Genomic DNA, 26101 nt, shown 5'->3' with positions numbered 1-26101 from the left:
AGAGCGTTCCTCAGCCGCGATCGTCGGTCGACGGCTTCTGTTCGTCGGCGGGCTTGGGCGTGGCGCTCAATTGCAGCTGCTGGCCGGCAAAGTTCTTCAGGAACACGTCGACCTGGCGGAAGGCGATGTTGATGCCGGCCTTGTTGAACTCGCGGTCGATGAAGCGGTTGATCTCGTCGGTGGCCGGGTTGCGGTCGCCGAGGTCACGCACGTGGATGCGCAGCTCGTGATCCAGGGTGCTTTCACCGAAGTTGAGGAACAGCACCTGTGGCTCCGGCTCCTTGAGCACCCGCGGGTTGTCCCGGGCGGCTTGCAGCAGCAGCTTGCGCACCTCCTCCAGATCCGATCCGTAGGCCACGCCGACCTTCAGCGTCACGCGGGTCACGGTGTCGCTCAGCGACCAGTTGATCAGCTGGCCGGTGATGAAGGTCTTGTTCGGGACGATGATGTCCTTGCGGTCGAAGTCGGTGATGGTGGTGGCGCGGATGCGGATCCGGCTGACCGTGCCCGACAGGTTGCCGATGGTGACCACGTCGCCGATGCGTACCGGGCGCTCGAAGAGGATGATCAGGCCGGAAATGAAGTTGGCGAAGATCTCCTGCAGGCCGAAACCCAGGCCCACCGAGAGTGCTGCCACCAGCCACTGCAGCTTGTCCCAGCTGACACCGAGGGTGGACAGCGTGGCGACGATGCCGAAGCCGGCCAGCGCATAGGACAGCAGGGTGGTGGTCGCGTAGGCGCTGCCCTGGGCCAGGCGCAGCTTGGACAGCACCATGACTTCCAGCAGACCCGGCAGGTTGCGTGCCAGGGCCACGGTGACGGCGATGATCAGCAGCGCGCCGAGCAGGTTGTTCAGGCTGATCGCCGCGGTGGTCAGCGTTTCGCCGCTGCCGGTGGTGTATTCGTAGAGGGTGATGTTGTCCAGGTAGGAGACCACCGAGATCAGGTCCGACCACACCCAGTACAGCGCCACCAGGAACACGCCGAACATGGTCAGGCGGGTCAGGCGCAGGGACTGCTGGTTGACCTGCTCGATGTCCAGCCCAGGCTCGCCCTGGGCTTCGATCGTATCGCTCTGCTCATCGGCCATGGCTTGCCGTCTGGCCAGTGCGCGCTTGTAGGCCAGGCGCCGCGCCGCTACCGTCAGCCCGCGGATCAGCGCGGCCTCGACGACGATCCAGATCATCAGCAGGTAAAGGGTGTCGATCAGCCGGTCGGTCAGCTTCAGCGCGGTGTAGTAGTAGCCGAAGCCCACCGCGACGATCAGCGCGATCGGTAGCACGCTGAACAGCAGGCCGATCATCAGTCTCACTGGCGGCGCATTCTGGCTTGATGGCCCTTTGAGCAGCAGGCGGTTGAGACGCCAGCTCATCAGGGCGAAGCAGGTCAGCACCACGAGGATGCCGAGCACGTCGTCGGCCAACCGCGCCGGCTGGTGCTCGGCGACGCTGACCACCGCCACCAGGGCCATGACGATCAGGCCGAGGCGGCGGATCTCGTCGCGCAGGAAGGCCACCTGCGGCCGTGACCAGCCGAAGTGCAGCTCGGCGACACGCCCCGGCGAGAGCATGCGGTAGGCGCTGTAGAACACCAGCCAGGCCTGGGCCATTTCGAACAGGGCGGCACCGAGCACGTAGTTCTGTCCGCGTGCATCCATCTGCAGCAGATAGCCGCAGAGGGCGAGGAACAATGCGCCAGGCAAGGCCAGCAAGAGGTTGAGCAATAGCGCCAGCGGTGTATGCAGCTGGCTGTCGTTGCGGAAGTGGCCGATCTGCTCGCTCAGCGAGCTGAGCTTGGCGTCGATCTTGTTGCGCCACCAGAGCAGGGCGGCGATCAGCAGCAGCAGCGGCAGGAAGAACAGCGGCCGCTCCTTGAGACCGGCGCCCAGTTCCTGCAGCGCCGACAGCCAGGGCATCGACGCCAGCTGGGCCTTGAGGCGCTGGGGGGCGCCCTGCAGCCAGCTGAGATCCAGCGGCTTGTTGCTGGGAATCCAGAACATCTGCTCGTCGAGGGTATCGCTGAGCGCGCGCGCGGTGTCCTGCAGCTGCTTCTGGTTCAGCTGCAGGGTGATCGAGGCGTTGAGCAGCGCATCCAGCTCGCGATTGAGGCGGTCGAGCAGCTCGCTGCGGGTGGTCGCCAGGTCGAGCAGCGTGCGCCGCAGCTCCGGGGTCACATCCTCCTCGTTCTGCCGGGCCAGCAGCTGCTCGACATAGGCGCTGGCATTGCCAGCGGCCTCGCGGCGCTGGTTCAGCTCGAACTGGTACAGGCGGATGTCGGCGATCTCGTCGGCGAGGTTCTTGTCCAGCTGCAGGCTCGGCAATGCCTGCTTCTGCTGGTAGAGGATGCGCGACAGCAGCAGGCTGCCCTCGAGCACCGAGATCTGCTCCTCCAGCGCCTGGTCGGTCTGGTTGAGGGTGTCGAGCTGCTGGCGGGTCTGCAGGTTCTGCTGGTTGAGACGGTTGAGGCGCTCGGTGGCGCGCAGCAGGTAGTCGGAGAGCTTGAGGTTCTCGGCGCTCTCGGCGGCGAGCAGCTTGTCCGAGCCGGCCTGCTGCACCCGTGCCGAGAACTCGGCGACGGTCTGCTCCGATTCGGCGCGGCGCTTCTCGTTGATCAGGGCCTGCAGTGCCTGGGTTTCCTTTTCGGCACGGGCGATGCGTTCGGCCAGCAGGTCACGGCGTGCCTTGCCCAGGTCCTGCAGCTGGCTGTTGCCGGCAAGCTCCTGGCGGCGCAGCTCGATCTGGGCATTGAGCGAGACGATCTCGGCGTCCAGCAGGGCGCGGCGTTCCTCGCTCAGCGGCTTGCCCGATTCGCGGCCGTTCTTGAGCAGGTTGTTGATTTCCTGGATGCGCGTCTGCGCCGTGCCGATCTGCGCCTGGGCGCGCTCCGGACGGGTCTGCGCAGTAATGATCATGCTGTTGGCAGCGCTGAACTGCTTCTGCCATTCGGAGAGCTCTTCGACCCGCGCGCTCAGACGCTGCTCCAGGGCTTCGACCGTTTGCTTGGCATAGCGCTGTGCCGGGTCTTCATCGGGACTGGCCTTGAGCTTGGCCAGTTCGCGCTGGGCCTCGGCGATTTCCTTGGGGGCCTGGGCCAGCAGCGCCTTCAGGTCCTCGGCGCGCTTGTTGCTGGTTTCGGTCTGCTGAACCATGCGTTGGGTCTGCTCGCCCAGCGACAGTTGCGCAGGTTTCGCCTCGCCTTCGGCGGCCGGTGGCGTGCCAGTCAGGCTTTCCAGCGATTGGGCGTGCAGGGGAGCGACGAACAGGCAGATCGTCGAGAACAGCAGGTTGCGCAGAAGTGACATGGGGGCGTGACGTAGGCGGATGACCAGAGAGGGCGAAAGTCTACGGGCTGCGCCAGTTCTGCGCGAGTACCGCGCAACTGGCCGACGGACGGGCGGTTGTCGGCGCCGCTCGCGGGCGGGATGCCGCTAGAACATCAGCTGCGGACCGGGCTTGTCGCCCTCCGGGAATTTGAGGCCGACCTTGCGCACTTCGCCGGTCTCCATCGCCGCCACGGTCCAGGTCAGGCCGTTCCATTCGACCTGGTCGCCGACCACGGGATTGCCACTGACCTGCTCGGCCATGAAGGCGCCGATCGTCTGGTTGCCATCCACCTCGCCGAGCTTGAGGCCGTAGAGCGCCGCGATGTCGCTGAGCCGAGCGTCGCCTTCGAGGATGAAGTCACCGAAGAAACGCAGGTCCTGGCCGCGCGTGGGCGCCTGGCTGAACAGCTTGCCAAGGGCCGGCAAGTCTTCGTCATGGCCGATCACGCAGAGAATGTCGTCGACCTGCAGCCGCGTACTGCCCGAGGGGTGCAGCAGTTCCTTGCCTCGGAAGAGTGCGGCGATACGTGTGCCCGGTGGCATCTTCAGCTCGCGCAGCGCGGCGCCGACGCACCATTTGCTGGCGCTCAGGCGGTAGACGAACATCTCCCACTGGCTGGTGGTGTGCACCTGCAGGCCGGTGCGCGAGACCGGCATCGGCGACGGCGGGACTTCCACCTTGGCCTTCTTCGCCGCCCAGGCCAGCGTCGAGCCCTGCAGCAGCAGCGATACGAGGACGATGAAGAACGCCACGTTGAAGAACAGCTGGGCATTTTCCAGCCCGGCCATCAGCGGGAACACCGCGAGGATCACCGGCACCGCGCCGCGCAGGCCGATCCAGGAGATGAACAGGCGCTCGCGCAGGTGGAAGCTGCGAAACGGCAGCAGGCTGACGAACACCGCCAGCGGTCGGGCGAAGAGGATCATCCACAGCGACAGCAGCAGCGCCGGGATGGCAATGGGCAGCAGCTCGCTGGGCGTTAGCAGCAGGCCGAGCACCAGGAACATGCCGATCTGGCTGAGCCAGGCCAGGCCATCGAACATGTGCAGGATGCCGTGGCGGTTGCGGATCGGGCGGTTGCCCAGCAGCAGGCCGCAGACATAGATCGCCAGGATGCCGCTGCCGCCGATGGCGCCGGACAGGGCGAAGATCATCAGGCCGCCGGCCACCGCCAGCAGCGGATAGAGGCCGTCGGCCACCGACAGACGGTTGATCAGCTGCAGCAGCAGCCAGCCGCCGAGCAGGCCGAGCACGGTGCCGATGCCGAACTGCTGCAGCAGGCTGAGCAGGAAATCCCAGCCAAAGGTGGACTGGCCGGCGAGCAGCATCTCGATCAGTGCGACGGTCAGGAACATCGCCATCGGGTCGTTGCTGCCCGATTCGATTTCCAGGGTCGAGCCGACCCGCTCGTTGAGGCCCTTGCCGTTGAGCAGGTTGAACACCACCGCGGCATCCGTGGAGCCGACGATGGCGCCGATCAGCAGGCCCTGCAGCAGCGGCAGGTCGAACAGCCAGGCGGCGGCCAGGCCGGTCAGGCCCGAGGTGATGGCGACCCCGAGGGTGGCCAGGGAAAAGGCCGGTTTCAGCGCGACGCGGAAGGTGGCGGTGCGGGTGCGCATGCCGCCGTCGAGCAGGATCACCGCCAGCGCCAGGTTGCTGATGACGAAGGCGAGGCGGTAGTCCTCGAAGACGATGCCGCCGACGCCATCGACGCCAGCGAGCATGCCGACGGCAAGGAAGATGACCAGGATGGGTACGCCGAGGCGATTCGACAGCGAACTCATCAGGATGCTTGCAGCCACCAACAAGGCACCGATGAAGAACAGGTGGTTGATGTTGCCGACGTCCAAATGAACACTCCGTTAGAGAAAGCCGCCTCGCGCCCATGCACGGGATATGCCAGCGATTCTAACCTGATGATTTGACGGGCTGTCAAAAAACGCCCCGCATCGGCGGGGCGTTGTAACAATATCTCCAGTGGGCTAGAACCAGGCGTCCTGCATGCCCAGGCAGGTGTCGTCGCGGGCTTCCAGAAGCGCCAGCTCGTGGGCGCAGGCCGGCACTTCCCAGGTCAGGAAATAGCGCGCCGCCTGCAGCTTGCCGCGGTAGAAGTCGGCATCTGCCGGATTGCCCTCGGCCAACCCGCGCTCGGCACGCAGTGCCTGTTCCAGCCAGCGCCAGCCGATCACAGCGTGGCCGAACACCTTCAGATACAGCGCCGAGTTGGCCAGCGCCTGGTTGACCTTCCCTGCCATCAGGTCGCCCAGAAGCGCCTGGGTCACGCTGGTCAGCCGGGCGACGTGCTGTTCCAGTGGCTGGCGCAAGGCACCGAGCGAGTCGTATTCGGCGGCGCGCTGGCAGCAGTCCTGGATCAGCCCGATCAGCTGGCGCAGGCCGGCGCCCTTGTTCTGCATCAGCTTGCGGCCGAGCAGGTCCAGCGACTGGATACCGTGAGTGCCTTCATGGATCGGGTTGAGGCGGTTGTCGCGGTAGTACTGCTCCACCGGGTACTCGCGGGTGTAGCCGTGGCCGCCGAGGATCTGGATCGCCAGTTCGTTGGCCTTCAGGCAGAACTCCGATGGCCAGGACTTGACGATGGGGGTGAGCAGGTCGAGCAATTCCGCCGCACTGCGCCGCGCCTCCTCGCTTTCCGCGGTGTGCTCGTCGTCCACCAGCCGCGCGGAATACAGGCCGAGGTCGAAGGCGCCCTCGACGTAGGCCTTCTGCGTCAGCAGCATGCGCTTGACGTCGGTGTGCTCGATGATCGGCACCTGGGTCGACGCCGGGTCCTTGCCGTCCGGCAGTCGGCCCTGCGGACGCTCGCGGGCGTAGTTCAGCGAGTAGAGGTAGCCGGCGTAGCCGAGCATGATCGCGCCCATGCCGACACCGATGCGCGCCTCGTTCATCATCTGGAACATGTAGGCCAGGCCCTTGTGCGGCTCGCCCACCAGATAGCCGACGCAGTTGCCGTTGTCGCCGAAGTTCAACGCGGTGCTGGTGGTGCCGCGCCAACCCATCTTGTGGAACAGGCCGGCCAGCAGCACGTCGTTGCGTTCGCCCAGCGAACCGTCGTCGTTGACCAGGAACTTCGGCACGATGAACAGGCTGATGCCCTTAACCCCGGGCGGTGCGTCCGGCAGCTTGGCCAGCACCATGTGCACGATGTTTTCCGACAGCGGGTGGTCGCCGCCGGAAATAAAGATCTTGTTGCCCTTGAGCCGGTAGCTACCGTCGCCGGCCGGTTCGGCGCGGGTGCGGATGTCCGATAGCGAGGAGCCGGCATGCGGCTCGGTAAGCGCCATGGTGCCGAAGAAACGGCCCTCGAGCATAGGCTGCAGGAAGCGCCGCTTCTGCTCCTCGGAACCGAAGGTCTCGATCAGGTGCGAGGCGCCCATGCTCAGCATCGGGTAGGAGCTGGTGGCGATGTTGGCCGACTGGAAGTGGGCGAAGCAGGCACGCGACAGCAGGTTGGGCAGCTGCATGCCGCCGTCGTCGAAACTGCGCTGGGCATTGTGGAAACCCGCCTCGATAAAGGCGTCGACCGCTGGTTTGACTTCCGGGATCAGCACCGCCTCGCCGTTCTGGTAGACCGGCTCGTGCTCGTCGGACTTGCGGTTGTGCGGCGCGAAATATTTCTCGGCGATGCTGCGGGCGGTGCCGATGGCGGCATCGAAGGTTTCGCGGCTGTGATCGGCGAAGCGCTCGCGGCGCGTCAGGGCCTCGGCGTCCAGCACCTCGTAGAGTTCGAAGGCCAGGTTGCGCGGGCAGAGCAGGGTCTCGGTCATGGTCAACCTCCATTTCTATCGGCCCGAGTCTAAGGACGCCCGTTTTCCATTGCCTAGCTCCATCCATTGCACTGATGGAGCGTCAACACGGGCGACCTCCTCCTAGCCGAGCAACTGACGCATCAGCGAGGCGAGTTCGCCCTCGGCCAGCCCGGCCGCTTCCAGGTGCATCAGTGCCGCTTCGCGATGCGTTGCCAGTTGCTGGCGCGCGGCCTGGGGACCGAGCAGCGACACCACCGTGGCCTTGGCCCGATCCTGCTGGCAGTCCTTGCCGGTCTGCTCGGGGCTCAGGCCGTCGGCGATGTCGTCGAGCAGTTGAAAGGCCATGCCCAGCTCGCTGGCGAAACCGCGCAGGTGCGCGGTCAGCGCGCGGTCGGCACCGACCAGCAAGGCCGCCAGCTCCAGTGCGGCGGTGAACAGTGAGCCGGTCTTCAGTTGATTGGTGGCGATTACCGCATCCAGCTGCTGCGACTGCCCTGTGCCGTGCAGGTCGCGGAACTGGCCGCGGACCAGCCCCTGCGCGCCCACCGCCCTGGCCAAGAGTGCGACCGCATCGTTGCGCTGGCGCGGGCTCAGGCTTGGCGCCATGGCAGTGATGCCGTAGGCATGGCTGAGCAGAGCCACCGAGGCGAGCACGGCGACATCCTCGCCGAAGCGCAGGTGGATGGTCGGCTGGCCGCGGCGCAGGCTGGCGTTGTCCATGCAGGGCATGTCGTCGAGAAACAGCGAGGCGGCATGGATCATCTCCAGCGCGCAGGCCGGATCCAGACCGATCGCCGGATCGGCATCCAGATCGCCCAGTGCCAGCAGAAGCAGCAACGGCCTGAGCCGCTTGCCGGGCGCCAGGGTGCCTTCGCGCAGGGCCTGGGTGACGGTGTCCAGCTCCGATTCCGGAAATGGCAGGCGCAGCGCCAGTCGCTCGTCGACCTGTCGGCGCAGACGCAGCAGGTTGTCGCATTGCGGAAGCGGGAGACTGGAGTTCTGCGTTTGCATGGCGTTGCCCTCGCTGCGCCCAGTCCGAGCACCAGGGTTGCGGATAATGTTGTACAACTATTGGACGGTTTGACAAAAAGTTGTACAAGTCGTGCCGTCGTATAGCACTTTTTTCAGGGCTTCACGTCCAAAGAAGTCTTCCCGGGAGCCGATTTCCATGAGCAAGCAGTCGCTGGTCAGCCGCAAGAACGATCATCTGGACATCGTCCTCGACCCCACCCGCGCCATCGCCGCGACAGGGACCGGTTTCGGCGCCTTCCGCTTTGAGCACTGCGCCCTGCCCGAGTTGCACCTGGACCAGATCGACCTGCAGACGGCGCTGTTCGGACGGCGCCTGCGCGCGCCCTTGCTGATCAGCTCCATGACCGGTGGCGCGGCGCGCTCGGCGGCGATCAATGCGCATCTGGCCGAGGCCGCCCAGCAGCTGGGCATTGCGATGGCCGTGGGTTCGCAGCGGGTAGCGCTGGAAACCGCCGGCGATCAGGGCCTCACCGGCCAGTTGCGCCAGCTGGCGCCGGACATCCTGCTGCTGGCCAACTTCGGCGCCGCCCAGCTGGTTCGGGGCTATGGCGTGGACGAGGCGCGGCGGGCGGTGGAGATGATCGAAGGCGACGCGCTGATCGTGCACCTCAACCCGCTGCAGGAGGCCGTGCAGACCGGTGGCGATCGGGACTGGCGCGGCGTGCTGCAGGCGATCGAGGCGCTGGCCGCGCGCCTGCCGGTGCCGGTGGTGATCAAGGAAGTCGGCGCGGGAATATCCGCGGCGGTGGCTCGGCGCCTGGTCGATGCCGGGGTGGCCGCCATCGATGTGGCCGGTGCCGGCGGCACCAGTTGGGCTGCGGTAGAGGCCGCGCGGGCGGCAGACGCCAGCCAGCAGGCCATTGCCGAGGCCTTCGCCGACTGGGGCATACCCACGGCGCAGGCACTGCTGGCGGTGCGCGATGCCTGCCCGAACACGCCGCTGATCGCTTCCGGCGGTATCCGCGATGGCGTCGAGGCGGCCAAGGCGATCTGCCTGGGCGCCGATCTGGTGGGGCAGGCGGCCGGCGTGTTGCAGGCGGCGATGCACAGCAGCGAGGCGGTGGTCAGCCATTTCGAAGTGCTGATCGAGCAGTTGCGCATCGCCTGTTTCTGTACCGGCTCGGCCGATCTCGCCGGGCTGCGACAGGCGCGGCTGCTGCAGCTGTCCGCCTGCTGATGCCCGGTCCGGCGCTCCGATGACACATTTTGCGGCAATTGCGCCGCCCTTCCTCAGCCATTTGCGGGCGTTCGAGGCGATCGCCTGGCAGCTGCAGCAACATGGCCACCGTGTGACCTTTATCCAGCAGGCCGATGTCGGCGCGCTGCTGGACCTGCCCGCGGCGGGCTTCGCCGCCATCGGTACCGACACCCATCCGCCGGGCTCGCTGGCCGCTGTGGTGCGTCGTGCCGCCAGTCCCGGACCGTTCGGCATTCGCCGGGTGATCGCCGACATGGCGGCGAGCACCGAGCTGTTCTGCCGCGAGGCGCCTGCCGTGTTGCGGGCGCTGGAAGTGGAGGCGGTGCTGGCCGACCAGATGGAGCCGGCCGGTGCGCTGCTGGCCGAGCACCTCGGGCTGCCATTCGTTTCCATCGCCTGCGCCCTGCCGTTCAACCGCGAGCCGCTGGTGCCACTGCCGGTGATGCCCTGGCGCTACCGGGCCACGGACTGGGGCGAGCAGCTCAACCGGCACAGCAGCGGCGTCTACGATCGGCTGATGCGGCCGCACGGCGAAGTGATCGAGCGCTATTGCCGGGTGTTCGGCCTGGCCAGGCGCACGAGCCTGAGCGACTGTCTGTCGCCGCTGCTGCAGATCAGCCAGACGGTGAACGGCTTCGACTTTCCGCGGCAGGCCCTGCCGCCACACTTTCATGCGCTCGGCCCGCTGCGCCAGCCGCTGCCGATGGCGGCCGGGCTTGAGTGGCCGCTGGACCGCGCACGGCCTTTCGTCTTCGCCTCGCTGGGCACGCTGCAGGGCCACCGCTACGGCCTGTTACGCAATATCGCCCGCGCCTGTCGGCGGCTCGATGTGCAGCTGTTGATCGCCCATTGCGGTGGGCTGGATGCCGCAGCGGCCGCCAGGCTCCGGCAGGAAGGCGCATGCTGGGTCACCGACTTCGCGCCGCAGCGGGCCGTGCTGGCGCAGGCGTCGGCCGTGGTGACTCATGCCGGGCTGAACACCGTGCTCGATGCCTTGGAGGCGGGTGTGCCGATGCTGGCACTGCCGATCGCCTTCGACCAGCCCGGTGTCGCCGCGCGTATCGAGCACGCCGGCGTCGGGCTGCGCCTGCTTCCGGCGCTGGCCAGCCCGGCGCGTATCGCCCATGCGCTGCGGCGGCTGCTCGACGAAGCGGCCTTCCGCCAGCGTGCCGCGGTGCTCGGTGAAGAGGTTCGCCAGGCCGGTGGCGCGGCCCGCGCCGCCGAGCTGATCGAAAGCGCGCTCGGCTGCGTGCGGCCTCGGTCGGAGGTGGCCGATGACGCCTGATGCAGACCTGATCCTGGTTGGCGGTGGCCTGGCCAACGGGTTGCTGGCCCTGCGCTTGCGCCAGCAGCGGCCGGAGCTGCGCGTGCTGCTCCTGGAGCAGGGCGAAACCCTCGGCGGCAACCACACCTGGTCGTTTCACCAGCACGACCTGACCCCGGTGCAGCAGGCCTGGCTGGCACCGTTGGTGGAGCAGCGCTGGCCGGGTTACGAGGTGATCTTTCCCGCCCTGCGACGGCAGCTCGGCAGCGGCTACGCGAGCATTTTCTCGTCGCGCTTTCATCAGCACCTGATGGCTGAGCTCGGCGGGCAGATTCGCCTGGGCGTGGAGGTGTCCGCGGTCGAGCCGCAACGCGTTCGGCTGTTCGGCGGGCAGAGCCTGGAGGCCGGGGCGGTGATCGACGGGCGCGGCGTGCGGCGCAGCGCTCAGCTGGCGCTGGGCTTCCAGAAGTTTCTCGGCCAGGAGCTGCGTCTGCAGCAGCCCCATGGCCTGCAGGTGCCGATCATCATGGACGCCAGCGTCGCTCAGAAAGACGGCTATCGCTTCGTCTACGTGCTGCCGCTCAGCGTCGACAGCCTGCTGATCGAAGACACCTACTACGCCGACGGCGATGCGGTGGCGCCAGAGGCACTGCGCGCCAATATCCAGCGCTACGCCGAGGGCCGCGGCTGGGCGATCCGCGAGGTGCTGCGCGAGGAGCAGGGCGTGCTGCCCATCGTGCTGTCCGGCGATATCGCGGCGTTCTGGGGCGAGGCGCGTGGCGTGCCGCAGAGCGGACTGTCGGCCGCGCTGTTCCACCCCACCACGGGCTATTCGCTGCCCGATGCGGTGCGCCTGGCCGACCACCTGGTCGCCCTCGATCGCTGGGACGCAGGCAGCCTGTTCGCCGCGATTCGCGACTATTCCACGCTGCAGTGGCGCCGGCGCGGCTTCTTCCGCCTGCTCAATCGCATGCTGTTCATGGCCGGCCCGGCGGATCGCCGCTGGGCGGTGATGCAGCGTTTCTACCGGCTGCGCGAACCGCTGATCCAGCGCTTCTACGCGGCCGAGCTGACTGCCTGGGACCGCTTGCGCATCGTCTCGGGCAAACCTCCCGTGCCGGTGGGCGAGGCGCTGCGGGCGCTGGCCGCCAGCAATCTGCACAAGGACAGACGATGAACCAGGCAACAGGCGGTGTGAGGCGGGCGGTGGTGATCGGTGCCGGTTTCGGCGGGCTGGCGTTGGCGATCCGCCTGCAGCGCGCCGGCGTCCAGACGACGCTGCTGGAGAAGCGCGACAAGCCGGGCGGCCGCGCCTACGTCTACCACGACCGGGGCTTCACCTTCGACGCCGGGCCGACGGTGATCACCGATCCGCCGGCGTTGGAAGAACTCTTCAGCGGCGCCGGCAAGCGCATGGCCGACTATGTCGAGCTGCTGCCGGTCAGCCCCTTCTACCGGCTGTGCTGGGAGGACGGCTACAGCTTCGACTACGTCAACGACCAGGCCCAGCTGGACCGGCAGATCCACGCGCTCAACCCTCGCGACGTGGCCGGCTATCAGCGCTTTCTCGCCTATTCGCGGGCGGTGTATGAGGAGGGCTACGTCAAGCTCGGCACCGTGCCCTTCCTGTCGTTTCGCAGCATGATCGGCGTCGCGCCGCAGCTGGCCAAGCTGCAGGCCTGGCGCAACGTGTACAGCATGGTGGCCAAATTCGTGGAGAACGACCGGCTGCGCCAGGCGCTGTCCTTTCACTCGCTGCTGGTGGGCGGCAATCCGTTCGAGACCTCGTCCATCTACGCGCTGATCCATGCCCTGGAGCGCCAGGGCGGTGTCTGGTTTCCCCGCCGCGGCACCGGGGCGCTGGTGCAGGGGATGGTCCGGCTGTTCGAAGATATGGGCGGCAGGCTGGAGCTGAACGCCGAGGTCGCGCGGATCGAGCTGGAGGCTGGACGCGCGAAGGCCGTGATCACCGGTGACGGTCGCCGCTTCGACACCGATGCGGTGGCTTCCAACGCGGATGTGGTCAACACCTACAAGCAGCTGCTCGGGCATGAGGAGCGTGGTCGCGACGAGGCCAAACGGCTTTCCGGCAAGCGTTTCTCGATGTCGCTGTTCGTCATCCATTTCGGCCTCAAGCGCCGCCATGAGCACCTGCAGCATCACACGGTGTGCTTCGGCCCGCGTTACCGCGAGCTGATCGACGAGATCTTCAAGCGCGAGACGCTGGCCGACGACTTTTCCCTCTACCTGCACGCGCCCTGCGTCACCGATCCTTCGCTGGCGCCGGAAGGCTGCGCCAGCCATTACGTGCTGGCACCGGTGCCGCACCTGGGCACGGCGGATATCGACTGGGCGGAGGAGGGGCCGAAGTACCGCGACCGCATCTTCGAGTACCTGGAGCGGCACTACATGCCGGGGCTGCGTGGCGATCTGGTGACCCACCGGATCTTCACGCCGCAGGATTTCCGCGACGAGCTCAATGCCCATCTCGGGTCGGCGTTTTCGCTGGAGCCGATCCTCACCCAGAGCGCCTGGTTCCGCCCGCACAACCGCGACGACGTGATTCCCAACCTCTATATCGTCGGCGCCGGCACTCACCCGGGTGCCGGCGTGCCGGGCGTCGTCGGTTCGGCCAAGGCCACCGCCGGGCTGATGCTGGAGGACTTCATGTTGAAGGGGCAGGCCGGATGAACGATCAGGTCATCGATCACTCCACTCAGGCGATCAATGTCGGCTCCAAGAGCTTCGCCGCCGCGGCAAAGCTGTTCGACGAGCGCACCCGCCAGAGCGCGGTGATGCTCTACGCCTGGTGCCGTCATTGCGACGATGTGATCGACGGCCAGACGCTGGGGCATGGCCAGGTCGAGGGCGATCGCAACAGCGGTGAGGCGCGGCTGGCCGAGCTGGTCGACCTCACCGAGCGCGCCTACGCTGGCGAGCCGATGGCCGATCCGGCGTTCGCCGCCTTCCAGCAGGTGATCCAGCGGCACCGGATTCCCAAGGCCCATCCGCTGGAGCACCTGGCGGGTTTTCGCATGGATGTGCAGGGCTACCGCTACCAGACCCTCGACGACACCTTGCTGTACTGCTACCGCGTTGCCGGCGTCGTGGGCCTGATGATGGCGCGGGTGATGGGCGCCGAGGCGGAGCCGACGCTGGATCGCGCCTGTGATCTGGGCTTGGCCTTTCAGCTGACCAACATTGCCCGCGATATCGTCGAGGATGCGCAGATCGGGCGCGTCTACCTGCCGGCCGAGTGGCTGGCGGAGGTGGGTATTCCGGAGGACGAGGTCGCGCTGCCTCAGCATCGCGCCGCGTTGGCGACGCTGGCGGCGCGACTGGTGGATCTGGCCGAGCCCTACTATCGCTCTGCGTCTCAGGGCCTGCGCGACCTGCCGCTACGCTCGGCCTGGTCGATTGCCACGGCTCATGGCGTCTACCGGCAGATCGGCGTCGAGGTGAAAGCGCGCGGCGCGGCGGCCTGGGATGCGCGGGTGTCGACCAGCAAAGGGCAGAAGCTGCAGTTCCTGCTGGGGGGCGGCGTGCTGGCGCTGGCCTCGCGGCGGATGCAGGTCAGGCCGCGTCCTGACGATCTCTGGAGACGTCCTCGCTAGGTAGGGTCTGTTGACGTTTCGCTCGCGGCCGCGCCGGAGCTCATTTTTCCGCGGAGCAAGGCATGAGGAGAGAAGTTTGGTTATTCCAAATGAACGACGAATAACGCCGCGCCGCGCAAAAATGGGCCCGGCCCATCGGGTTGCGCGGCAAATGGCGCCAGCTGTCGTTGCAGGACTTGGCAAGGGAATAACCATTACCGGCGTCCTGCGCCTAAGTTGGCGCCATTTGACGCGGCAACGCGGCTCGCGCCGAAACGTCAACAGACCCTAATTCTTCTTGCGCAACGGCCCGTCGTGCAGCTCGCGCAGCTGGCGCTTGAGCACCGGCAGCGGCGGCGCATAGAGGAAACCGAAGGACACGCAGCGCTCCTTGCCTTCGACCGCATGGTGCAGACGGTGCGCCTGATACAGCCGCTTGAGATAGCCGTTGCGCGGCACGTAGCGCAGAGGCCAGCGGTGATGGACCAGCCCGTCATGAGCGACGAAATAGAGAAAACCGTACGCCGTCATCCCGGCGCCGATCCATTCCAGCGGGTGGTAACCGGCCGTGCCGAGGGCGATCAGCAGGATCGCCACGCCAGCGAACACCACCGCATAGAGGTCGTTCTTCTCGAACCAGCCGTTGCGCGGCTCGTGGTGTGACTTGTGCCAGCCCCAGCCCCAACCGTGCATCACGTACTTGTGCGCCCACCAGGCGAAGACTTCCATGCCGGCCAGGGTGGCCAGGAAGACGAGCGTGTTGGTCAGTGGGCTCATGGCGGCGTTCCGTGTGACGTGCGGTCGATTCTATGCCCCGTCGCGGCGGCTCAGGGCTCGCCGCGACGGAATGCGTAATGACTCAGGCCCGCCAGCCGCCGGCAAGTTCACGCGTCAGCTGGCCGGCCGGAATCTCCCGGCAGCCGCTGACGTTCTGCCCGGCCCACAGCGGCGTGCAGTGATCCAGGCCCTGCTTCTCGGTCTGGGCGCGCAGCGCGCCGATGGCGTTGCCGGCCAGCGGGAAGGGCGGCACGCCTTCGGGCAGCGGACTCAGCTCGCGCATGATGCGGTTGACGATGCCGCGTGCCGGACGCCCGCTGAACAGGGTGGTCAGCGCGGTATGCGCTGCGTGCGGGCTCTTCAGCGCGGCGCGATGCAGCGCATTGGTGCGGCTCTCCGGGCACAGCAGGTAGGCCGTGCCCAGTTGCACACCAGCGGCGCCCAGGGCCTGCGCTGCCGTCACGCCCTGGGCATCGGCGATGCCGCCGGCGGCGACCACCGGTACGTCCAGCGCGGCGACCAGTTGCGGCAGAAGGGCGAAGGTGCCGAGTTGGGTGGTCAGGTCCTCGCTGAGGAAGATGCCGCGGTGGCCGCCGGCCTCCAGGCCCTGGGCGATCACCAGGTCGACGCCGTGCTGCTGCAACCAGAGGCCTTCGGCGACCGTTGTCGCGCTGGAGGCGATCTTCGCCCCGGTGGCGCGGGCGCGCTGCAACAGGTCGGGGCTAGGCAGGCCGAAGTGGAAGCTGACCAGTGCGGGCCTGTGCCGCTCCAGCACCGCGGCCATTGCCACGTCGAACGGCTGGCGGGTGGCGCCGGCCGGAATGTCTGCTGGGTCGACGTCGAATTCGGCGAACATGGGTGCGAGCATCCGGTGCCAGGCGTCGAAGACCGTCGGGTCGGCGGGTGGCGTCTGGTGACAGAAGAAATTGACGTTGTAGGGTCGGTCGGTCAGCGCCTCGATGGCGGTCAGCTCGGCGTCCAGCGCTGCCGCATCGAGCATGCCGGCCGGGATCGAACCCAGCCCGCCGGCCTCGCACACCGCCGCGGCCAGCAGGTGATTCTGCGCACCGGCCATGGGTGCCTGGATGATCGGGTGCTCGATGCCGAAGAGATCGCGCAGGTCCATGGGGCAGCTCCGTTCAGTCGTCGTGAGGCGCCACTGTAGCCCGTGTCGGTGATTGGGGAAAACGACGCCGGTCATGCCGGGCCTGCGCTGGGCAGGGCCGACAGGTAAACTGCGCCGCTCTCCAGGAGGATCAGATGAACTACCGCCACGCCTTCCATGCCGGCAACCACGCCGATGTGCTCAAACACCTGGTGTTGAGCCGGATCTTCGCCCTGCTGTCGCGCAAGGAGGCCCCGTTCGCCTACCTCGACAGCCACGCCGGCGTCGGCCTCTACGACCTGGCCGGCGACCAGGCCAGCCGCACCGGCGAGTGGCTGCAGGGCATCGCCCGCATCTGGCAGGCCGAAACCCGCCCGGCGCTACTAGACGACTACCTCGGCGTGATCCGCTCGCTCAACCCGGACGGCGCGCTGCGCTACTACCCGGGCTCGCCGGAACTGGCGCGGCAGCTGACCCGCGAGCAGGATCGGCTGCAGCTCAACGAGAAGCATCCCGAGGATGGCGCCCTGCTCAAGGACAACATGTCCGGCGACCGCCGCGTGGCGGTGCACCGGGGCGAGGGCTGGCATGTACCGCGAGCGCTGATGCCGACCCGCGAGAAGCGCGTGGTGCTGCTGATCGACCCGCCATTCGAACAGGCCGACGAACTGAGCCGATGCGTCACGGCGCTCAAGGAAGCGCTCGGCCGCATGCGCCAGACCATCGGCGTGATCTGGTATCCGATCAAGGACGAGCGCCAGCTCAAACGCTTTTATCAGGACCTCGCCCGCAGCGGCGCCCCGAAACTGCTGCGCGCCGAACTATTCGTCCACCCCGCCGACGACGCCAGCCGCCTGAGCGGTTCGGGTCTGGCCATCGTCAACCCGCCGTGGGGACTGGAGGACGAACTGCGTGCGCTGTTGCCCTGGCTGGCCGAGCAGCTGGCGCAGAGCCAGGGCAGCTGGCGGCTGGACTGGCTGATCGAGGAGGCCTGAGCCGCCGAGGTCGCCACCCGGTGGATCGATAAAGCGCGATCCACCCTACGCAGACGCCTGGTTTCGTAGGGTGGATGTCGCTTTTCACATCCACCGTCACGGGGCTGAAGTCGCTCCGCTTGGCCGTCCTCAGAACAGCCTGAGCGGCTCTTCCTGCAACGCCGACATCTGCTCGCGCAGGATCAGCACCTGGTCGCCCCAGTAGCGCTCGCTGCCGAACCAGGGAAAGCTCATGGGGAAGGCCGGGTCGTCCCAGCGTCGTGCCAGCCAGGCGCTGTAGTGCATCAGCCGCAGCGCGCGCAGGGCCTCGATCAGCGGCAGCTCGCGCGGGGCGAAATCGTGGAATTCGTTGTAGCCGTCCACCAGTTCGGCCAGCTGGGCGAGCCGCTCGTGTCGCTCGCCGGCGAGCATCATCCACAGATCCTGTACTGCCGGGCCCATGCGGCAGTCATCCAGGTCGACCAGATAGAAGGCGTCGTCGCGGGCGAGGATATTGCCTGGGTGACAATCGCCATGCAGGCGGATCGGGGTGAAGTCTGTGCTGGCGAAGACATCCTCGACCCGCTTGAGCAGGTCCCGCGCCACCGACTCATACGCTGGCAGCAGGCTCCGCGGCACGAAGTCGCCTTCCAGCAACGTGCTCAGCGAATCATGGCCGAAGTTCTGCACGCCCAGGGTTTCGCGGTGCTCGAACGGGCGGTTGGCGCCTACCGCATGCATGCGGCCCAGCAGCTGGCCGAGGCGATAGAGCTGGTCGAGATTGCCGGGCTCCGGTGCGCGGCCGCCGCGGCGCGGGAAGAGGGCGAAGCGAAAGCCGGCGTGCTCGAACAGCGTCGTGCCGTTGCGCTCCAGCGGTGCCACCACCGGCACCTCGCGCTCGGCCAGTTCCACACTGAACTGGTGCTCCTCGAGGATCGCCGCGTCGCTCCAGCGGCCCGGACGATAGAACTTGGCGATCAGCGGCGCTTCGTCTTCGATGCCCACCTGATAGACGCGGTTCTCGTAGCTGTTGAGCGCCAGCACGCGGGCATCGCTGAGGTAGCCGATGCTTTCCACGGCGTCGAGGACCAGGTCCGGCGTGAGTGTGTCGAAGGGATGGGACATGACCGGCTCCGCTGACTAGGTCGTCCAGTGTACGCCCTCCATCGGTCGGCGGCTTCATTCGCCTGGTTTCGGGGTGCGCGCCAGGCAATAGACATCGACCCGTTCGGCGCCGGCGCGCTTGAGCAGGCGCGCAAGGGCTTCGGCGGTGGCGCCGGTGGTCAGCACATCGTCGACCAGCGCCAGATGCCGGCCCTTGACGTCGGCACCGGTTGCGATGGCGAAGGCCTGACGCAGGTTGCGGCGGCGGGTGGCGGCGTCCAGCTGCTGCTGAGCCGGTGTGTCGAGTACACGTTCGAGCACGCGGGCGTCGGTGGCGATGCCCAGTGGGCGGCTCAGCCAGTCGGCGAGCATCTGCGCCTGGTTGAAGCCACGCTGGCGCAAGCGCCGACGGGCCAGCGGCACCGGCAGCAGCAGGTCCGGCCGCGGCAGCCCATCGGCGAAGGCATGCTCAAGATGATGTGCCAGGCGTTCGCCGAGCAGCCGGCCATAGGGCCAGCGTGCCTGGTGCTTGAAGCGGGTGATCAGCGCATCCACCGGGAAGGCGAAGCGCCAGGGCACTTCGACGTGGTCGTAGCTCGGCGGTCGCTTCAGGCATTCGCCACAGACCAGCCCGCGGCTGGGCAGCGGGACCGCACAGACCGAGCACCGAGCGTCGAGCCACGGCAGATCCGCCTCGCAGGGGCTGCACAGTGGCTGACCCTCGCAGCGCTCGTCGCAGAGTAGGCAGGTCTGTTTAATAATTGACCAGTTGTAAACCATGATTCCCTTCCTGGTTGACAGCGTATCGGGCTTGGCTAACCATTCCGCATCCGTGCCAGGCCGCCGAGCCGCTATTAATTACAAGGAATGCCCATGAGCGCCACCTCCGCTTCCGTTACCCGCCACGACTGGTCCCTCGCCGAGGTCAAGGCGCTCTTCGAGCAACCCTTCAACGACCTGCTGTTCCAGGCGCAGACCGTGCATCGCCAGCACTTCGACGCCAACCGTGTTCAGGTTTCCACGTTGCTCTCGATCAAGACCGGTGCTTGCCCGGAAGACTGCAAGTACTGCCCGCAGTCCGGTCACTACAACACCGGTCTCGATAAAGAGAAACTGATGGAAGTGCAGAAGGTGCTGGAGGCCGCAGCCGAGGCCAAGGCCATCGGCTCGACGCGCTTCTGCATGGGCGCGGCCTGGAAGCATCCGTCAGCCAAGGACATGCCCTACGTGCTGAAGATGGTCGAGGGCGTCAAGGCCATGGGCCTGGAAACCTGCATGACTCTCGGCAAGCTCGATCAGGAGCAGACCCGCGCCCTGGCCGCTGCGGGCCTGGATTACTACAACCACAACCTGGATACCTCGCCGGAGTTCTACGGCAACATCATCACCACCCGCACCTACGCCGAGCGTCTGGAGACGCTGAGCTACGTGCGCGAGGCGGGGATGAAGATCTGCTCCGGCGGCATCCTCGGCATGGGTGAGTCGCTGGACGATCGCGCCGGCCTGCTGATCCAGCTGGCGAACCTGCCGGAGCACCCGGAGTCGGTGCCGATCAACATGCTGGTCAAGGTCAAGGGCACGCCGCTGGCCGAGGAACAGGACGTCGATCCGTTCGACTTCATCCGCATGCTCGCCGTGGCGCGGATCATGATGCCGAAATCCCATGTGCGTCTGTCGGCCGGGCGTGAACAGATGAACGAGCAGATGCAGGCCCTGGCCTTCTTCGCTGGCGCCAATTCGATCTTCTACGGCGAGAAGCTGCTGACCACCGCCAACCCGCAGGCGGACAAGGACATGCAGCTGTTCGCGCGCCTGGGCATCAAGCCGGAAGAGCGTCAGGAGCACGCCGACGAGGTGCACCAGGCAGCCATCGAGCAGGCGCTGATCGAGCAGCGCGACAGCAAGCTGTTCTACAACGCCGCGGTCTGATCTTCTCGCCGGGGGGATGAGCGTCGCGTTCGTCCTCCCGGTGCCTGCTCTGGTTTCTTCCCAGTGACTGCCCGCTTGCGGTTGTTCACCGTCTCCGGTTCCTGCCATGACATTCGATCTCGCTTCCCGTCTCGCCGCCCGTCGTGCCGAGCACCTCTACCGCCGGCGTCCGCTGCTGCAGAGTCCGCAAGGGCCTGAGGTGACGGTCGACGGTGAACGCCTGCTGGCGTTCAGCTCCAACGACTACCTGGGCCTGGCCAACCATCCCGAGGTGATCGCGGCGCTGCAGCAGGGCGCCGCGACCTGGGGCGTGGGCGGCGGTGCCTCGCATCTGGTGATCGGTCACAGCACGCCGCATCACCAGTTGGAGGAGGCGCTTGCCGAGTTCACCGGCCGGCCGCGCGCGCTGCTGTTCTCCACCGGCTACATGGCCAATCTGGCGGCGGTGACCGCGTTGGTCGGGCAGGGTGACACGGTGCTGGAAGATCGCCTCAACCACGCCTCCCTGCTCGATGCCGGTCTGCTCAGTGGTGCGCGCTTCTCTCGCTATTTGCATAACGACGCGAGCAGCCTCGCCAAGCGGCTGGAAAAGGCCAGCGGCAACACCCTGGTGGTCACCGATGGCGTGTTCAGCATGGACGGCGACCTCGCCGACCTGCCGGCGCTCTGCGCCGAGGCGAAGCGACATGGCGCCTGGGTGATGGTCGACGATGCCCACGGCTTCGGCCCGCTGGGCGCCACCGGCGGCGGCATCGCCGAGCATTTCGGTCTCGGGATCGACGAGGTGCCGGTGTTGGTCGGCACCCTCGGCAAGGCCTTCGGTACCGCGGGCGCCTTCGTCGCCGGCAGCGAGGAGCTGATCGAAACGCTGATCCAGTTCGCCCGTCCCTACATCTACACCACCAGCCAGCCGCCGGCGGTGGCCTGTGCCACACTGAAAAGCCTGGAACTGCTGCGCAGCGAGGGCTGGCGCAGAGACCAGCTGAACCGACTGGTCGCGCGCTTTCGCGCCGGCGCGGCGCAGATCGGCCTGACGCTGATGGCCAGCCCGACGCCGATCCAGCCGGTGCTGGTGGGCAGCAGTGTGCGGGCGCTGAGGTTGTCGGCCTTGCTGCGCGAGCGCGGCATCCTGGTCGGCGCCATACGTCCGCCGACCGTTCCGGCCGGTAGCGCGCGACTGCGGATCACCCTCACCGCGAGCCACAGCGATGCGCAGATCGAGCGCCTGCTGGAGGCGCTGGCCGAGTGCTGGGCCCTGTTGCCCGAGGAGTGCGACGATGCGTGATCGACTGATTCTGCTACCCGGCTGGGCGTTCGGCCCGGCGGCGCTGGAACCCCTGGCCGAACTGCTGCGCGAGCGTGAACCGCGGTTGCAGGTCGAGATCGCGTTGCTGCCAACGCAACCGCAATCCGGCGCCTGGCTTGACGAACTGGATGCGCGAGTGCCGCCTGACACCTGGTTGGCCGGCTGGTCGCTGGGCGGCATGCTGGCCACGCAACTGGCCGCGCGTCGCGGCGACAGCTGCCCCGGCCTGATCACCATCTGCAGCAACCCCTGCTTTCGCAGTCGCGACGACTGGCCGACGGCCATGCAAGCGGAAGTGTTCGATGCCTTCGAGGAAGCCTTCCGCCTCGGCCCGGACGACACGCTCAAGCGCTTCAGTTTGCTCTGCAGTCGCGGCGCCTACGATCCACGCACCCTTGCCCGGCAATTGCAGGTGAGCCTGCTGGATCAGCCGCAGGCGGTGTCGGCCGCGGGTCTGCGCCTGCTCGCCGAACTGGACGGGCGCGCGGCGCTGCAGCGCTATGTCGGGCCGCAGCTGCACCTGTTCGCCGGCAGCGATGCGTTGGTACCGGCGGCCGCGGCCGACGCCTTGCTGGCCTGCCTGCCGGATGTGGAGGTCGATGTGCTGGCCAATGCCAGCCATGGTTTGCCGCTGGAACGCGCGGAAGACGTGGCGACGGCCATGCTGGCCTTCATGGGTGAGGGCGAGGATGACTGACAGCACCACCCTGTTGCCGGACAAGCGCCAGGTCGCCGCGTCCTTTTCTCGCGCGGCGGCCAGCTACGACAGCGTCGCGGCCCTGCAGCGGCAGGTCGGCAACCAGCTGCTGGCGCGGCTGCCCGCCGATCTGCAGGTCGCCAGCTGGCTCGATCTGGGTAGCGGCACCGGCTATTTCTCCCGCGTGCTGGGAAGCCGCTTCGTGCACGCCGAGGGTGTCGCACTGGATATCGCCGAAGGAATGCTGCGCCATGCTCGGCCGCAGGGAGGCGCGCGGTATTTCGTGGCTGGCGACGCCGAACGCCTGCCGCTACGCGATGCTGGCCTGGACCTGATCTTTTCCAGCCTGGCCCTGCAGTGGTGCGAAGATTTCGCCAGCGTGCTCGGCGAGGCGCGACGGGTGCTTCGCCGGGGCGGCACCTTTGCCTTCAGCAGCCTCTGTGTGGGCACCCTGCAAGAGCTGCGTGACAGCTGGCAGGCGGTGGACGGTTTCACCCACGTCAACCGTTTTCGCACCCTGGACACCTACCAGCGACTCTGCCGGGACAGCGGTCTGCAACTGCTCGGCCTCGAGGTTCGCCCCGAGGTGCTGCATTTTGCCGATCTGCGGCAGCTGACCCACGAACTCAAGGCGCTCGGCGCGCACAACCTCAATCCCGGTCGCCCGGGCGGGCTCACCGGCCGTGCACGCATCCGCGCGTTGGTCAGCGCCTACGAGCGCTACCGCCAGGCGGCGGGGCTGCCGGCCACCTATCAGGTCGTCTACGGCCTGCTGCGCAAGGAACCCTGAAATGAGTCTGGCCTTCTTCGTCGCCGGTACCGATACCGATGTCGGCAAGACCACCATCGCCGCCGGCCTGCTGCATGCCGCCCGCGCGCAGGGGATGTCCACCGCGGCGATCAAGCCGGTCGCCTCCGGCTGCGAACTGACCGACGCCGGCCTGCGCAACAGCGACGCATTGGCGCTGCAGGCCGAGTGCAGTCCAGCGCTGGATTACGCCACGGTCAACCCGTTCGCCTTCGTGCCGGCGATCGCGCCGCATATCGCCGCTCGCGAAGCCGGTGTCGAGCTGAGCGCCGAGCGTCTGGTTCAAGTGATACGGCCGGTTTTGGCGCGGCAGGCCGATTTCACCCTGGTGGAAGGTGCAGGCGGCTGGCGCGTGCCGCTCAACGCGCAGGAAAGTCTTTCGGCGGTCGTGCAGGCGCTGGGCTTGCCGGTGATCCTGGTCGTCGGCGTGCGGCTGGGGTGCATCAATCACGCGGTGCTCAGTGCCGAGGCGATTGCCCGGGATGGGCTGGCACTGGCCGGCTGGGTGGCCAACATCGTCGACCCGGCAACCTCGCGCCTGGAGGAGAATCTGGCGACGCTGGCCGAGCTGCTGCCAGCGCCCTGTCTTGGCCGTGTGCCGCGTCTGGACCAGCCAGATGCGCAGCAGGTCGCCCGCCATCTGTCGCTCGGCGCCCTGCAACTGCCGAGCGGTCGAGGTTCCACGAACTAGCGCCTTGCCGGCGCACCCGGTATCTGCTTGAATGCCGGCAACCTGATAGCGCGTGGAGCGAACCATGCAGATCACCAACAGCCTCATGGGCGCCGGGCTGAGCGCCTTCCAGGACGGTCAGCAGCGCGTCGAGCAGGCCGCATCCAGCATCGCCTCCGCCAGTGCGCCCGCGCTGGGCAATTCCCAGGCGGTCGCCGAACTCACCGAAGAGCTGATCCAGCTGAAAGTCGGCGAGCACACTGCCAAGCTCGGCGCCCGCATGATCCAGAGCGCCGACGAAGTGCTCGGTACGCTGATCGACACTCAGGCCTGATCGAGCTTCCCGCTCCCCTTTCTCTTGCTACGAGCGCGCCGCTCTGCCAGGCGCCTGTTCGGCTGTTTCCACGCTCGTTGTCTGGCTCGCCATCACTTACGCCACCCCGACAAGTGATTGCAACAATGCATTTCCAGTAGACCCATCTGCCTTGTCTGGCATCGAGGCGGGTGCGACTGTGCCCGTAATCTGGCCGATTCAGCCGATCGACGGCGACCCTTCCCCTGCTTGACATCGCTCAGGTCGAAACGTATGTTTCAAACGCCTGTTTGACCCATCGGGCGTATCGTCCGACGGTCGGAATCGAATTCGAATGGCCGGACTTGCCGGTCAGCTGCAACAAGAACTCACCGCTGAGGTTTACGCTATGCCCGATTACAAGGCCCCCTTGCGCGATATCCGCTTCGTACGTGACGAGCTGCTCGGCTACGAGGCGCACTATCAGAGCCTCCCGGGATGTGAAGACGCCACCCCGGACATGGTCAATGCCATTCTCGATGAAGGCGCGAAGTTCTGTGAGCAGGTGCTGGCACCGCTGAACCGCGTCGGTGATACCGAGGGCTGTACCTGGAGCGAGTCCGGCGTGAAGACGCCGACCGGCTTCAAGGAGGCCTATCAGCAGTTCGTCGAAGGCGGCTGGCCGAGCCTGGCCCACGACGTCGAGCACGGCGGCCAGGGCCTGCCGGAGTCTCTCGGCATGGCCATGAGTGAAATGATCGGTGAAGCCAACTGGTCCTGGGGCATGTACCCCGGCCTGTCCCACGGCGCCATGAACACCCTGCATGCCCACGGCACTCCCGAGCAGCAGCAGACCTACCTGACCAAGCTGGTTTCCGGCCAGTGGACCGGCACCATGTGCCTGACCGAGCCGCACTGTGGTACCGACCTGGGCATGCTGCGCACCAAGGCCGAACCGCAGGTCGACGGCAGCTACAAGGTCACCGGCACCAAGATCTTCATCTCCGCTGGCGAGCACGACATGGCCGAGAACATCGTCCACATCGTACTGGCTCGCCTGCCCGACGCCCCTGCCGGTACCAAGGGGATCTCCCTGTTCATCGTGCCGAAGTTCCTGCCGAACGCCGAAGGCGAGGCGGGCGAGCGCAACGGCGTGTCCTGCGGCTCCATCGAGCACAAGATGGGTATCCACGGCAACGCCACCTGCGTGATGAACTTCGACGGCGCCACTGGCTTCCTGATCGGCCCGCCGAACAAGGGGCTGAACTGCATGTTCACCTTCATGAACACCGCGCGCCTGGGTACCGCGCTGCAGGGCCTGGCCCACGCCGAAGTGGCCTTCCAGGGCGGCATCAAGTACGCCCGTGAGCGTCTGCAGATGCGTTCGCTGACCGGCCCCAAGGCTCCGGAAAAGGCCGCCGACCCGATCATCGTGCATCCGGACGTGCGCCGCATGCTGCTGACCATGAAGGCCTTCGCCGAAGGCAACCGCGCCATGCTCTACTTCGCTGCCAAGCAGGTCGATGTGATGCAGCGCAGCCAGGACGAGGAGCAGCGCAAGGCGGCTGACGCCATGCTGGCCTTCCTCACCCCGATCGCCAAGGCGTTCATGACCGAAGTCGGCTTCGAAGCGGCCAACCACGGCGTGCAGATCTACGGTGGCCACGGCTTCATCGCCGAGTGGGGCATGGAGCAGAACGTGCGCGACAGCCGCATCTCCTGCCTGTACGAAGGCACCACCGGCATCCAGGCGCTCGACCTGCTCGGCCGCAAGGTGCTGATGACTCAGGGCGAGGCGCTCAAGGGCTTCACCAAGATCGTGCACAAGTTCTGCCAGGCCAACGAAGGCAACGATACCGTCAAGGAATTCGTCGAGCCGCTGGCCAAGCTGAACAAGGAATGGGGCGAGCTGACCATGAAGGTCGGTATGGCCGCCATGAAGAACCGCGAAGAAGTCGGTGCCGCATCGGTCGACTATCTGATGTACTCCGGCTATGCATGCCTGGCCTACTTCTGGGCCGACATGGCGCGCGTCGCAGCCGAGAAGCTGGCGGCCGGCACCGAGGAAGAGGGCTTCTACAAGGCCAAGCTGCAGACTGCTCGCTTCTACTTCGCACGCATCCTGCCGCGTACCCGTACCCATGTGGACGCCATGCTGTCCGGCGCCGACAACCTGATGGAGATGGCCGAGGAAGATTTCGCCCTCGGTTACTGATCGGTTGCTGCTGAAGAAGGCCGCTGCATCTGCAGCGGCTTTTTTTT

Annotated in this window: 21 protein-coding genes; 13 read left to right on the top strand and 8 right to left on the bottom strand. The window is 66.9% G+C overall.

What is annotated here, in order from left to right; all coding sequences use genetic code 11:
• Positions 1 to 10: 10 nt before the first annotated feature.
• The 4 genes from mscK to VF716_RS07270 all read right to left on the bottom strand — a co-directional run bounded on the left by mscK (position 11) and on the right by VF716_RS07270 (position 8101).
• Complete coding sequence (gene mscK / locus VF716_RS07285) at positions 11 to 3301, bottom strand: mechanosensitive channel MscK (protein WP_440552388.1); 3291 nt, start codon at positions 3299 to 3301, stop codon at positions 11 to 13.
• A gap of 126 nt (positions 3302 to 3427) precedes the next feature.
• Positions 3428 to 5173 carry a potassium/proton antiporter gene (locus VF716_RS07280; RefSeq protein ID WP_011914887.1) on the bottom strand — a complete coding sequence of 582 codons (1746 nt, stop codon included), beginning with the start codon at positions 5171 to 5173 and terminating at the stop codon, positions 3428 to 3430.
• A gap of 132 nt (positions 5174 to 5305) precedes the next feature.
• Complete coding sequence (locus tag VF716_RS07275) at positions 5306 to 7108, bottom strand: acyl-CoA dehydrogenase (protein WP_011914886.1); 1803 nt, start codon at positions 7106 to 7108, stop codon at positions 5306 to 5308.
• Between the two features lie 102 nt (positions 7109 to 7210).
• A complete protein-coding gene (locus VF716_RS07270) occupies positions 7211 to 8101 on the bottom strand; it encodes a polyprenyl synthetase family protein (RefSeq protein ID WP_011914885.1) in 891 nt (296 codons plus the stop codon).
• Positions 8102 to 8258: 157 nt separating this feature from the next.
• Between VF716_RS07270 and fni the strand changes: the two genes are divergently transcribed.
• Genes fni through crtB form a run of 5 tightly spaced genes read left to right on the top strand, consistent with a single transcriptional unit; the run spans position 8259 to position 14198 of the window.
• Positions 8259 to 9299, top strand: coding sequence for a type 2 isopentenyl-diphosphate Delta-isomerase (gene fni / locus VF716_RS07265; protein WP_011914884.1), 1041 nt, complete (start codon positions 8259 to 8261; stop codon positions 9297 to 9299).
• A 19-nt stretch (positions 9300 to 9318) separates the two neighbouring features.
• The gene (locus VF716_RS07260; RefSeq protein ID WP_440552385.1) at positions 9319 to 10605 is read left to right on the top strand and encodes a glycosyltransferase; all 1287 of its coding nucleotides are present in this window, start codon (positions 9319 to 9321) and stop codon (positions 10603 to 10605) included.
• Positions 10595 to 11761 (top strand): lycopene beta-cyclase CrtY, encoded by a 1167-nt coding sequence (crtY, locus tag VF716_RS07255; RefSeq protein ID WP_011914882.1) that lies wholly within the window; start codon positions 10595 to 10597, stop codon positions 11759 to 11761. Before VF716_RS07260 ends, crtY begins: the two co-directional genes overlap by 11 nt.
• The gene (locus VF716_RS07250) at positions 11758 to 13275 is read left to right on the top strand and encodes a phytoene desaturase (protein WP_125460181.1); all 1518 of its coding nucleotides are present in this window, start codon (positions 11758 to 11760) and stop codon (positions 13273 to 13275) included. Before crtY ends, VF716_RS07250 begins: the two co-directional genes overlap by 4 nt.
• Positions 13272 to 14198 carry a 15-cis-phytoene synthase CrtB gene (crtB, locus tag VF716_RS07245; RefSeq protein WP_125460182.1) on the top strand — a complete coding sequence of 309 codons (927 nt, stop codon included), beginning with the start codon at positions 13272 to 13274 and terminating at the stop codon, positions 14196 to 14198. The genes VF716_RS07250 and crtB overlap by 4 nt, the downstream gene beginning before the upstream one ends.
• 267 nt (positions 14199 to 14465) lie before the next feature.
• On the opposite strand, the gene VF716_RS07240 is transcribed toward crtB, so the two are convergent.
• Together VF716_RS07240 and VF716_RS07235 are read right to left on the bottom strand one after the other, a co-directional pair.
• Positions 14466 to 14954, bottom strand: a complete 489-nt coding sequence (locus VF716_RS07240) for a sterol desaturase family protein (RefSeq protein ID WP_102838829.1) — start codon at positions 14952 to 14954, stop codon at positions 14466 to 14468.
• Between the two features lie 82 nt (positions 14955 to 15036).
• A complete protein-coding gene (locus VF716_RS07235; protein ID WP_049325456.1) occupies positions 15037 to 16080 on the bottom strand; it encodes an NAD(P)H-dependent flavin oxidoreductase in 1044 nt (347 codons plus the stop codon).
• A gap of 134 nt (positions 16081 to 16214) precedes the next feature.
• Between VF716_RS07235 and VF716_RS07230 the strand changes: the two genes are divergently transcribed.
• Positions 16215 to 17054 (top strand): 23S rRNA (adenine(2030)-N(6))-methyltransferase RlmJ, encoded by an 840-nt coding sequence (locus VF716_RS07230; protein ID WP_218650943.1) that lies wholly within the window; start codon positions 16215 to 16217, stop codon positions 17052 to 17054.
• 129 nt (positions 17055 to 17183) lie between these two features.
• On the opposite strand, the gene VF716_RS07225 is transcribed toward VF716_RS07230, so the two are convergent.
• Both VF716_RS07225 and VF716_RS07220 read right to left on the bottom strand, forming a co-directional pair.
• On the bottom strand, positions 17184 to 18158 hold the full coding sequence (locus VF716_RS07225; protein WP_218650944.1) for a serine/threonine protein kinase: 975 nt from the start codon (positions 18156 to 18158) through the stop codon (positions 17184 to 17186).
• Positions 18159 to 18212: 54 nt separating this feature from the next.
• The gene (locus VF716_RS07220; RefSeq protein WP_218650945.1) at positions 18213 to 18917 is read right to left on the bottom strand and encodes a ComF family protein; all 705 of its coding nucleotides are present in this window, start codon (positions 18915 to 18917) and stop codon (positions 18213 to 18215) included.
• Between the two features lie 93 nt (positions 18918 to 19010).
• Here VF716_RS07220 and bioB point away from each other — a divergent pair, with 93 nt between their 5' ends.
• The 7 genes from bioB to VF716_RS07185 all read left to right on the top strand — a co-directional run bounded on the left by bioB (position 19011) and on the right by VF716_RS07185 (position 26054).
• Positions 19011 to 20066 carry a biotin synthase BioB gene (gene bioB, locus VF716_RS07215; protein ID WP_110775610.1) on the top strand — a complete coding sequence of 352 codons (1056 nt, stop codon included), beginning with the start codon at positions 19011 to 19013 and terminating at the stop codon, positions 20064 to 20066.
• A 106-nt stretch (positions 20067 to 20172) separates the two neighbouring features.
• Complete coding sequence (gene bioF, locus VF716_RS07210) at positions 20173 to 21351, top strand: 8-amino-7-oxononanoate synthase (protein WP_125843247.1); 1179 nt, start codon at positions 20173 to 20175, stop codon at positions 21349 to 21351.
• Positions 21344 to 22069, top strand: coding sequence for an alpha/beta fold hydrolase (locus VF716_RS07205; RefSeq protein ID WP_218650946.1), 726 nt, complete (start codon positions 21344 to 21346; stop codon positions 22067 to 22069). The genes bioF and VF716_RS07205 overlap by 8 nt, the downstream gene beginning before the upstream one ends.
• Positions 22062 to 22859 carry a malonyl-ACP O-methyltransferase BioC gene (gene bioC, locus VF716_RS07200; RefSeq protein WP_049341353.1) on the top strand — a complete coding sequence of 266 codons (798 nt, stop codon included), beginning with the start codon at positions 22062 to 22064 and terminating at the stop codon, positions 22857 to 22859. Before VF716_RS07205 ends, bioC begins: the two co-directional genes overlap by 8 nt.
• A gap of 1 nt (position 22860) precedes the next feature.
• The gene (gene bioD, locus VF716_RS07195; RefSeq protein WP_125843251.1) at positions 22861 to 23568 is read left to right on the top strand and encodes a dethiobiotin synthase; all 708 of its coding nucleotides are present in this window, start codon (positions 22861 to 22863) and stop codon (positions 23566 to 23568) included.
• Between the two features lie 64 nt (positions 23569 to 23632).
• Positions 23633 to 23881 (top strand): hypothetical protein, encoded by a 249-nt coding sequence (locus tag VF716_RS07190; protein WP_111481582.1) that lies wholly within the window; start codon positions 23633 to 23635, stop codon positions 23879 to 23881.
• 367 nt (positions 23882 to 24248) lie between these two features.
• Positions 24249 to 26054, top strand: coding sequence for a phenylacyl-CoA dehydrogenase (locus tag VF716_RS07185; RefSeq protein WP_125849566.1), 1806 nt, complete (start codon positions 24249 to 24251; stop codon positions 26052 to 26054).
• Positions 26055 to 26101: the final 47 nt, after the last annotated feature.

It is taken from the genome of Stutzerimonas sp. Brlt_14, assembly GCF_051948915.1.
Lineage (GTDB): Bacteria > Pseudomonadota > Gammaproteobacteria > Pseudomonadales > Pseudomonadaceae > Stutzerimonas > Stutzerimonas stutzeri.
The sequence above is the reverse complement of the archived record's forward strand: the minus strand, read 5'-3'. Positions and strand labels throughout refer to the sequence as shown.

Coding starts and splice junctions, on each gene's coding strand:
- crtB (WP_125460182.1), top strand. CDS start 13,272: ATGAACGATCAGGTCATCGATCACTCCACTCAGGCGATCAATGTCGGC.
- fni (WP_011914884.1), top strand. CDS start 8,259: ATGAGCAAGCAGTCGCTGGTCAGCCGCAAGAACGATCATCTGGACATC.
- bioD (WP_125843251.1), top strand. CDS start 22,861: ATGAGTCTGGCCTTCTTCGTCGCCGGTACCGATACCGATGTCGGCAAG.
- VF716_RS07250 (WP_125460181.1), top strand. CDS start 11,758: ATGAACCAGGCAACAGGCGGTGTGAGGCGGGCGGTGGTGATCGGTGCC.
- VF716_RS07205 (WP_218650946.1), top strand. CDS start 21,344: ATGCGTGATCGACTGATTCTGCTACCCGGCTGGGCGTTCGGCCCGGCG.
- mscK (WP_440552388.1), bottom strand. CDS start 3,301: ATGTCACTTCTGCGCAACCTGCTGTTCTCGACGATCTGCCTGTTCGTC.
- bioF (WP_125843247.1), top strand. CDS start 20,173: ATGACATTCGATCTCGCTTCCCGTCTCGCCGCCCGTCGTGCCGAGCAC.
- VF716_RS07240 (WP_102838829.1), bottom strand. CDS start 14,954: ATGAGCCCACTGACCAACACGCTCGTCTTCCTGGCCACCCTGGCCGGC.
- VF716_RS07260 (WP_440552385.1), top strand. CDS start 9,319: ATGACACATTTTGCGGCAATTGCGCCGCCCTTCCTCAGCCATTTGCGG.
- VF716_RS07225 (WP_218650944.1), bottom strand. CDS start 18,158: ATGTCCCATCCCTTCGACACACTCACGCCGGACCTGGTCCTCGACGCC.
- VF716_RS07275 (WP_011914886.1), bottom strand. CDS start 7,108: ATGACCGAGACCCTGCTCTGCCCGCGCAACCTGGCCTTCGAACTCTAC.
- VF716_RS07220 (WP_218650945.1), bottom strand. CDS start 18,917: ATGGTTTACAACTGGTCAATTATTAAACAGACCTGCCTACTCTGCGAC.
- VF716_RS07185 (WP_125849566.1), top strand. CDS start 24,249: ATGCCCGATTACAAGGCCCCCTTGCGCGATATCCGCTTCGTACGTGAC.
- VF716_RS07235 (WP_049325456.1), bottom strand. CDS start 16,080: ATGGACCTGCGCGATCTCTTCGGCATCGAGCACCCGATCATCCAGGCA.
- crtY (WP_011914882.1), top strand. CDS start 10,595: ATGACGCCTGATGCAGACCTGATCCTGGTTGGCGGTGGCCTGGCCAAC.
- VF716_RS07230 (WP_218650943.1), top strand. CDS start 16,215: ATGAACTACCGCCACGCCTTCCATGCCGGCAACCACGCCGATGTGCTC.
- bioB (WP_110775610.1), top strand. CDS start 19,011: ATGAGCGCCACCTCCGCTTCCGTTACCCGCCACGACTGGTCCCTCGCC.
- VF716_RS07270 (WP_011914885.1), bottom strand. CDS start 8,101: ATGCAAACGCAGAACTCCAGTCTCCCGCTTCCGCAATGCGACAACCTG.
- VF716_RS07190 (WP_111481582.1), top strand. CDS start 23,633: ATGCAGATCACCAACAGCCTCATGGGCGCCGGGCTGAGCGCCTTCCAG.
- bioC (WP_049341353.1), top strand. CDS start 22,062: ATGACTGACAGCACCACCCTGTTGCCGGACAAGCGCCAGGTCGCCGCG.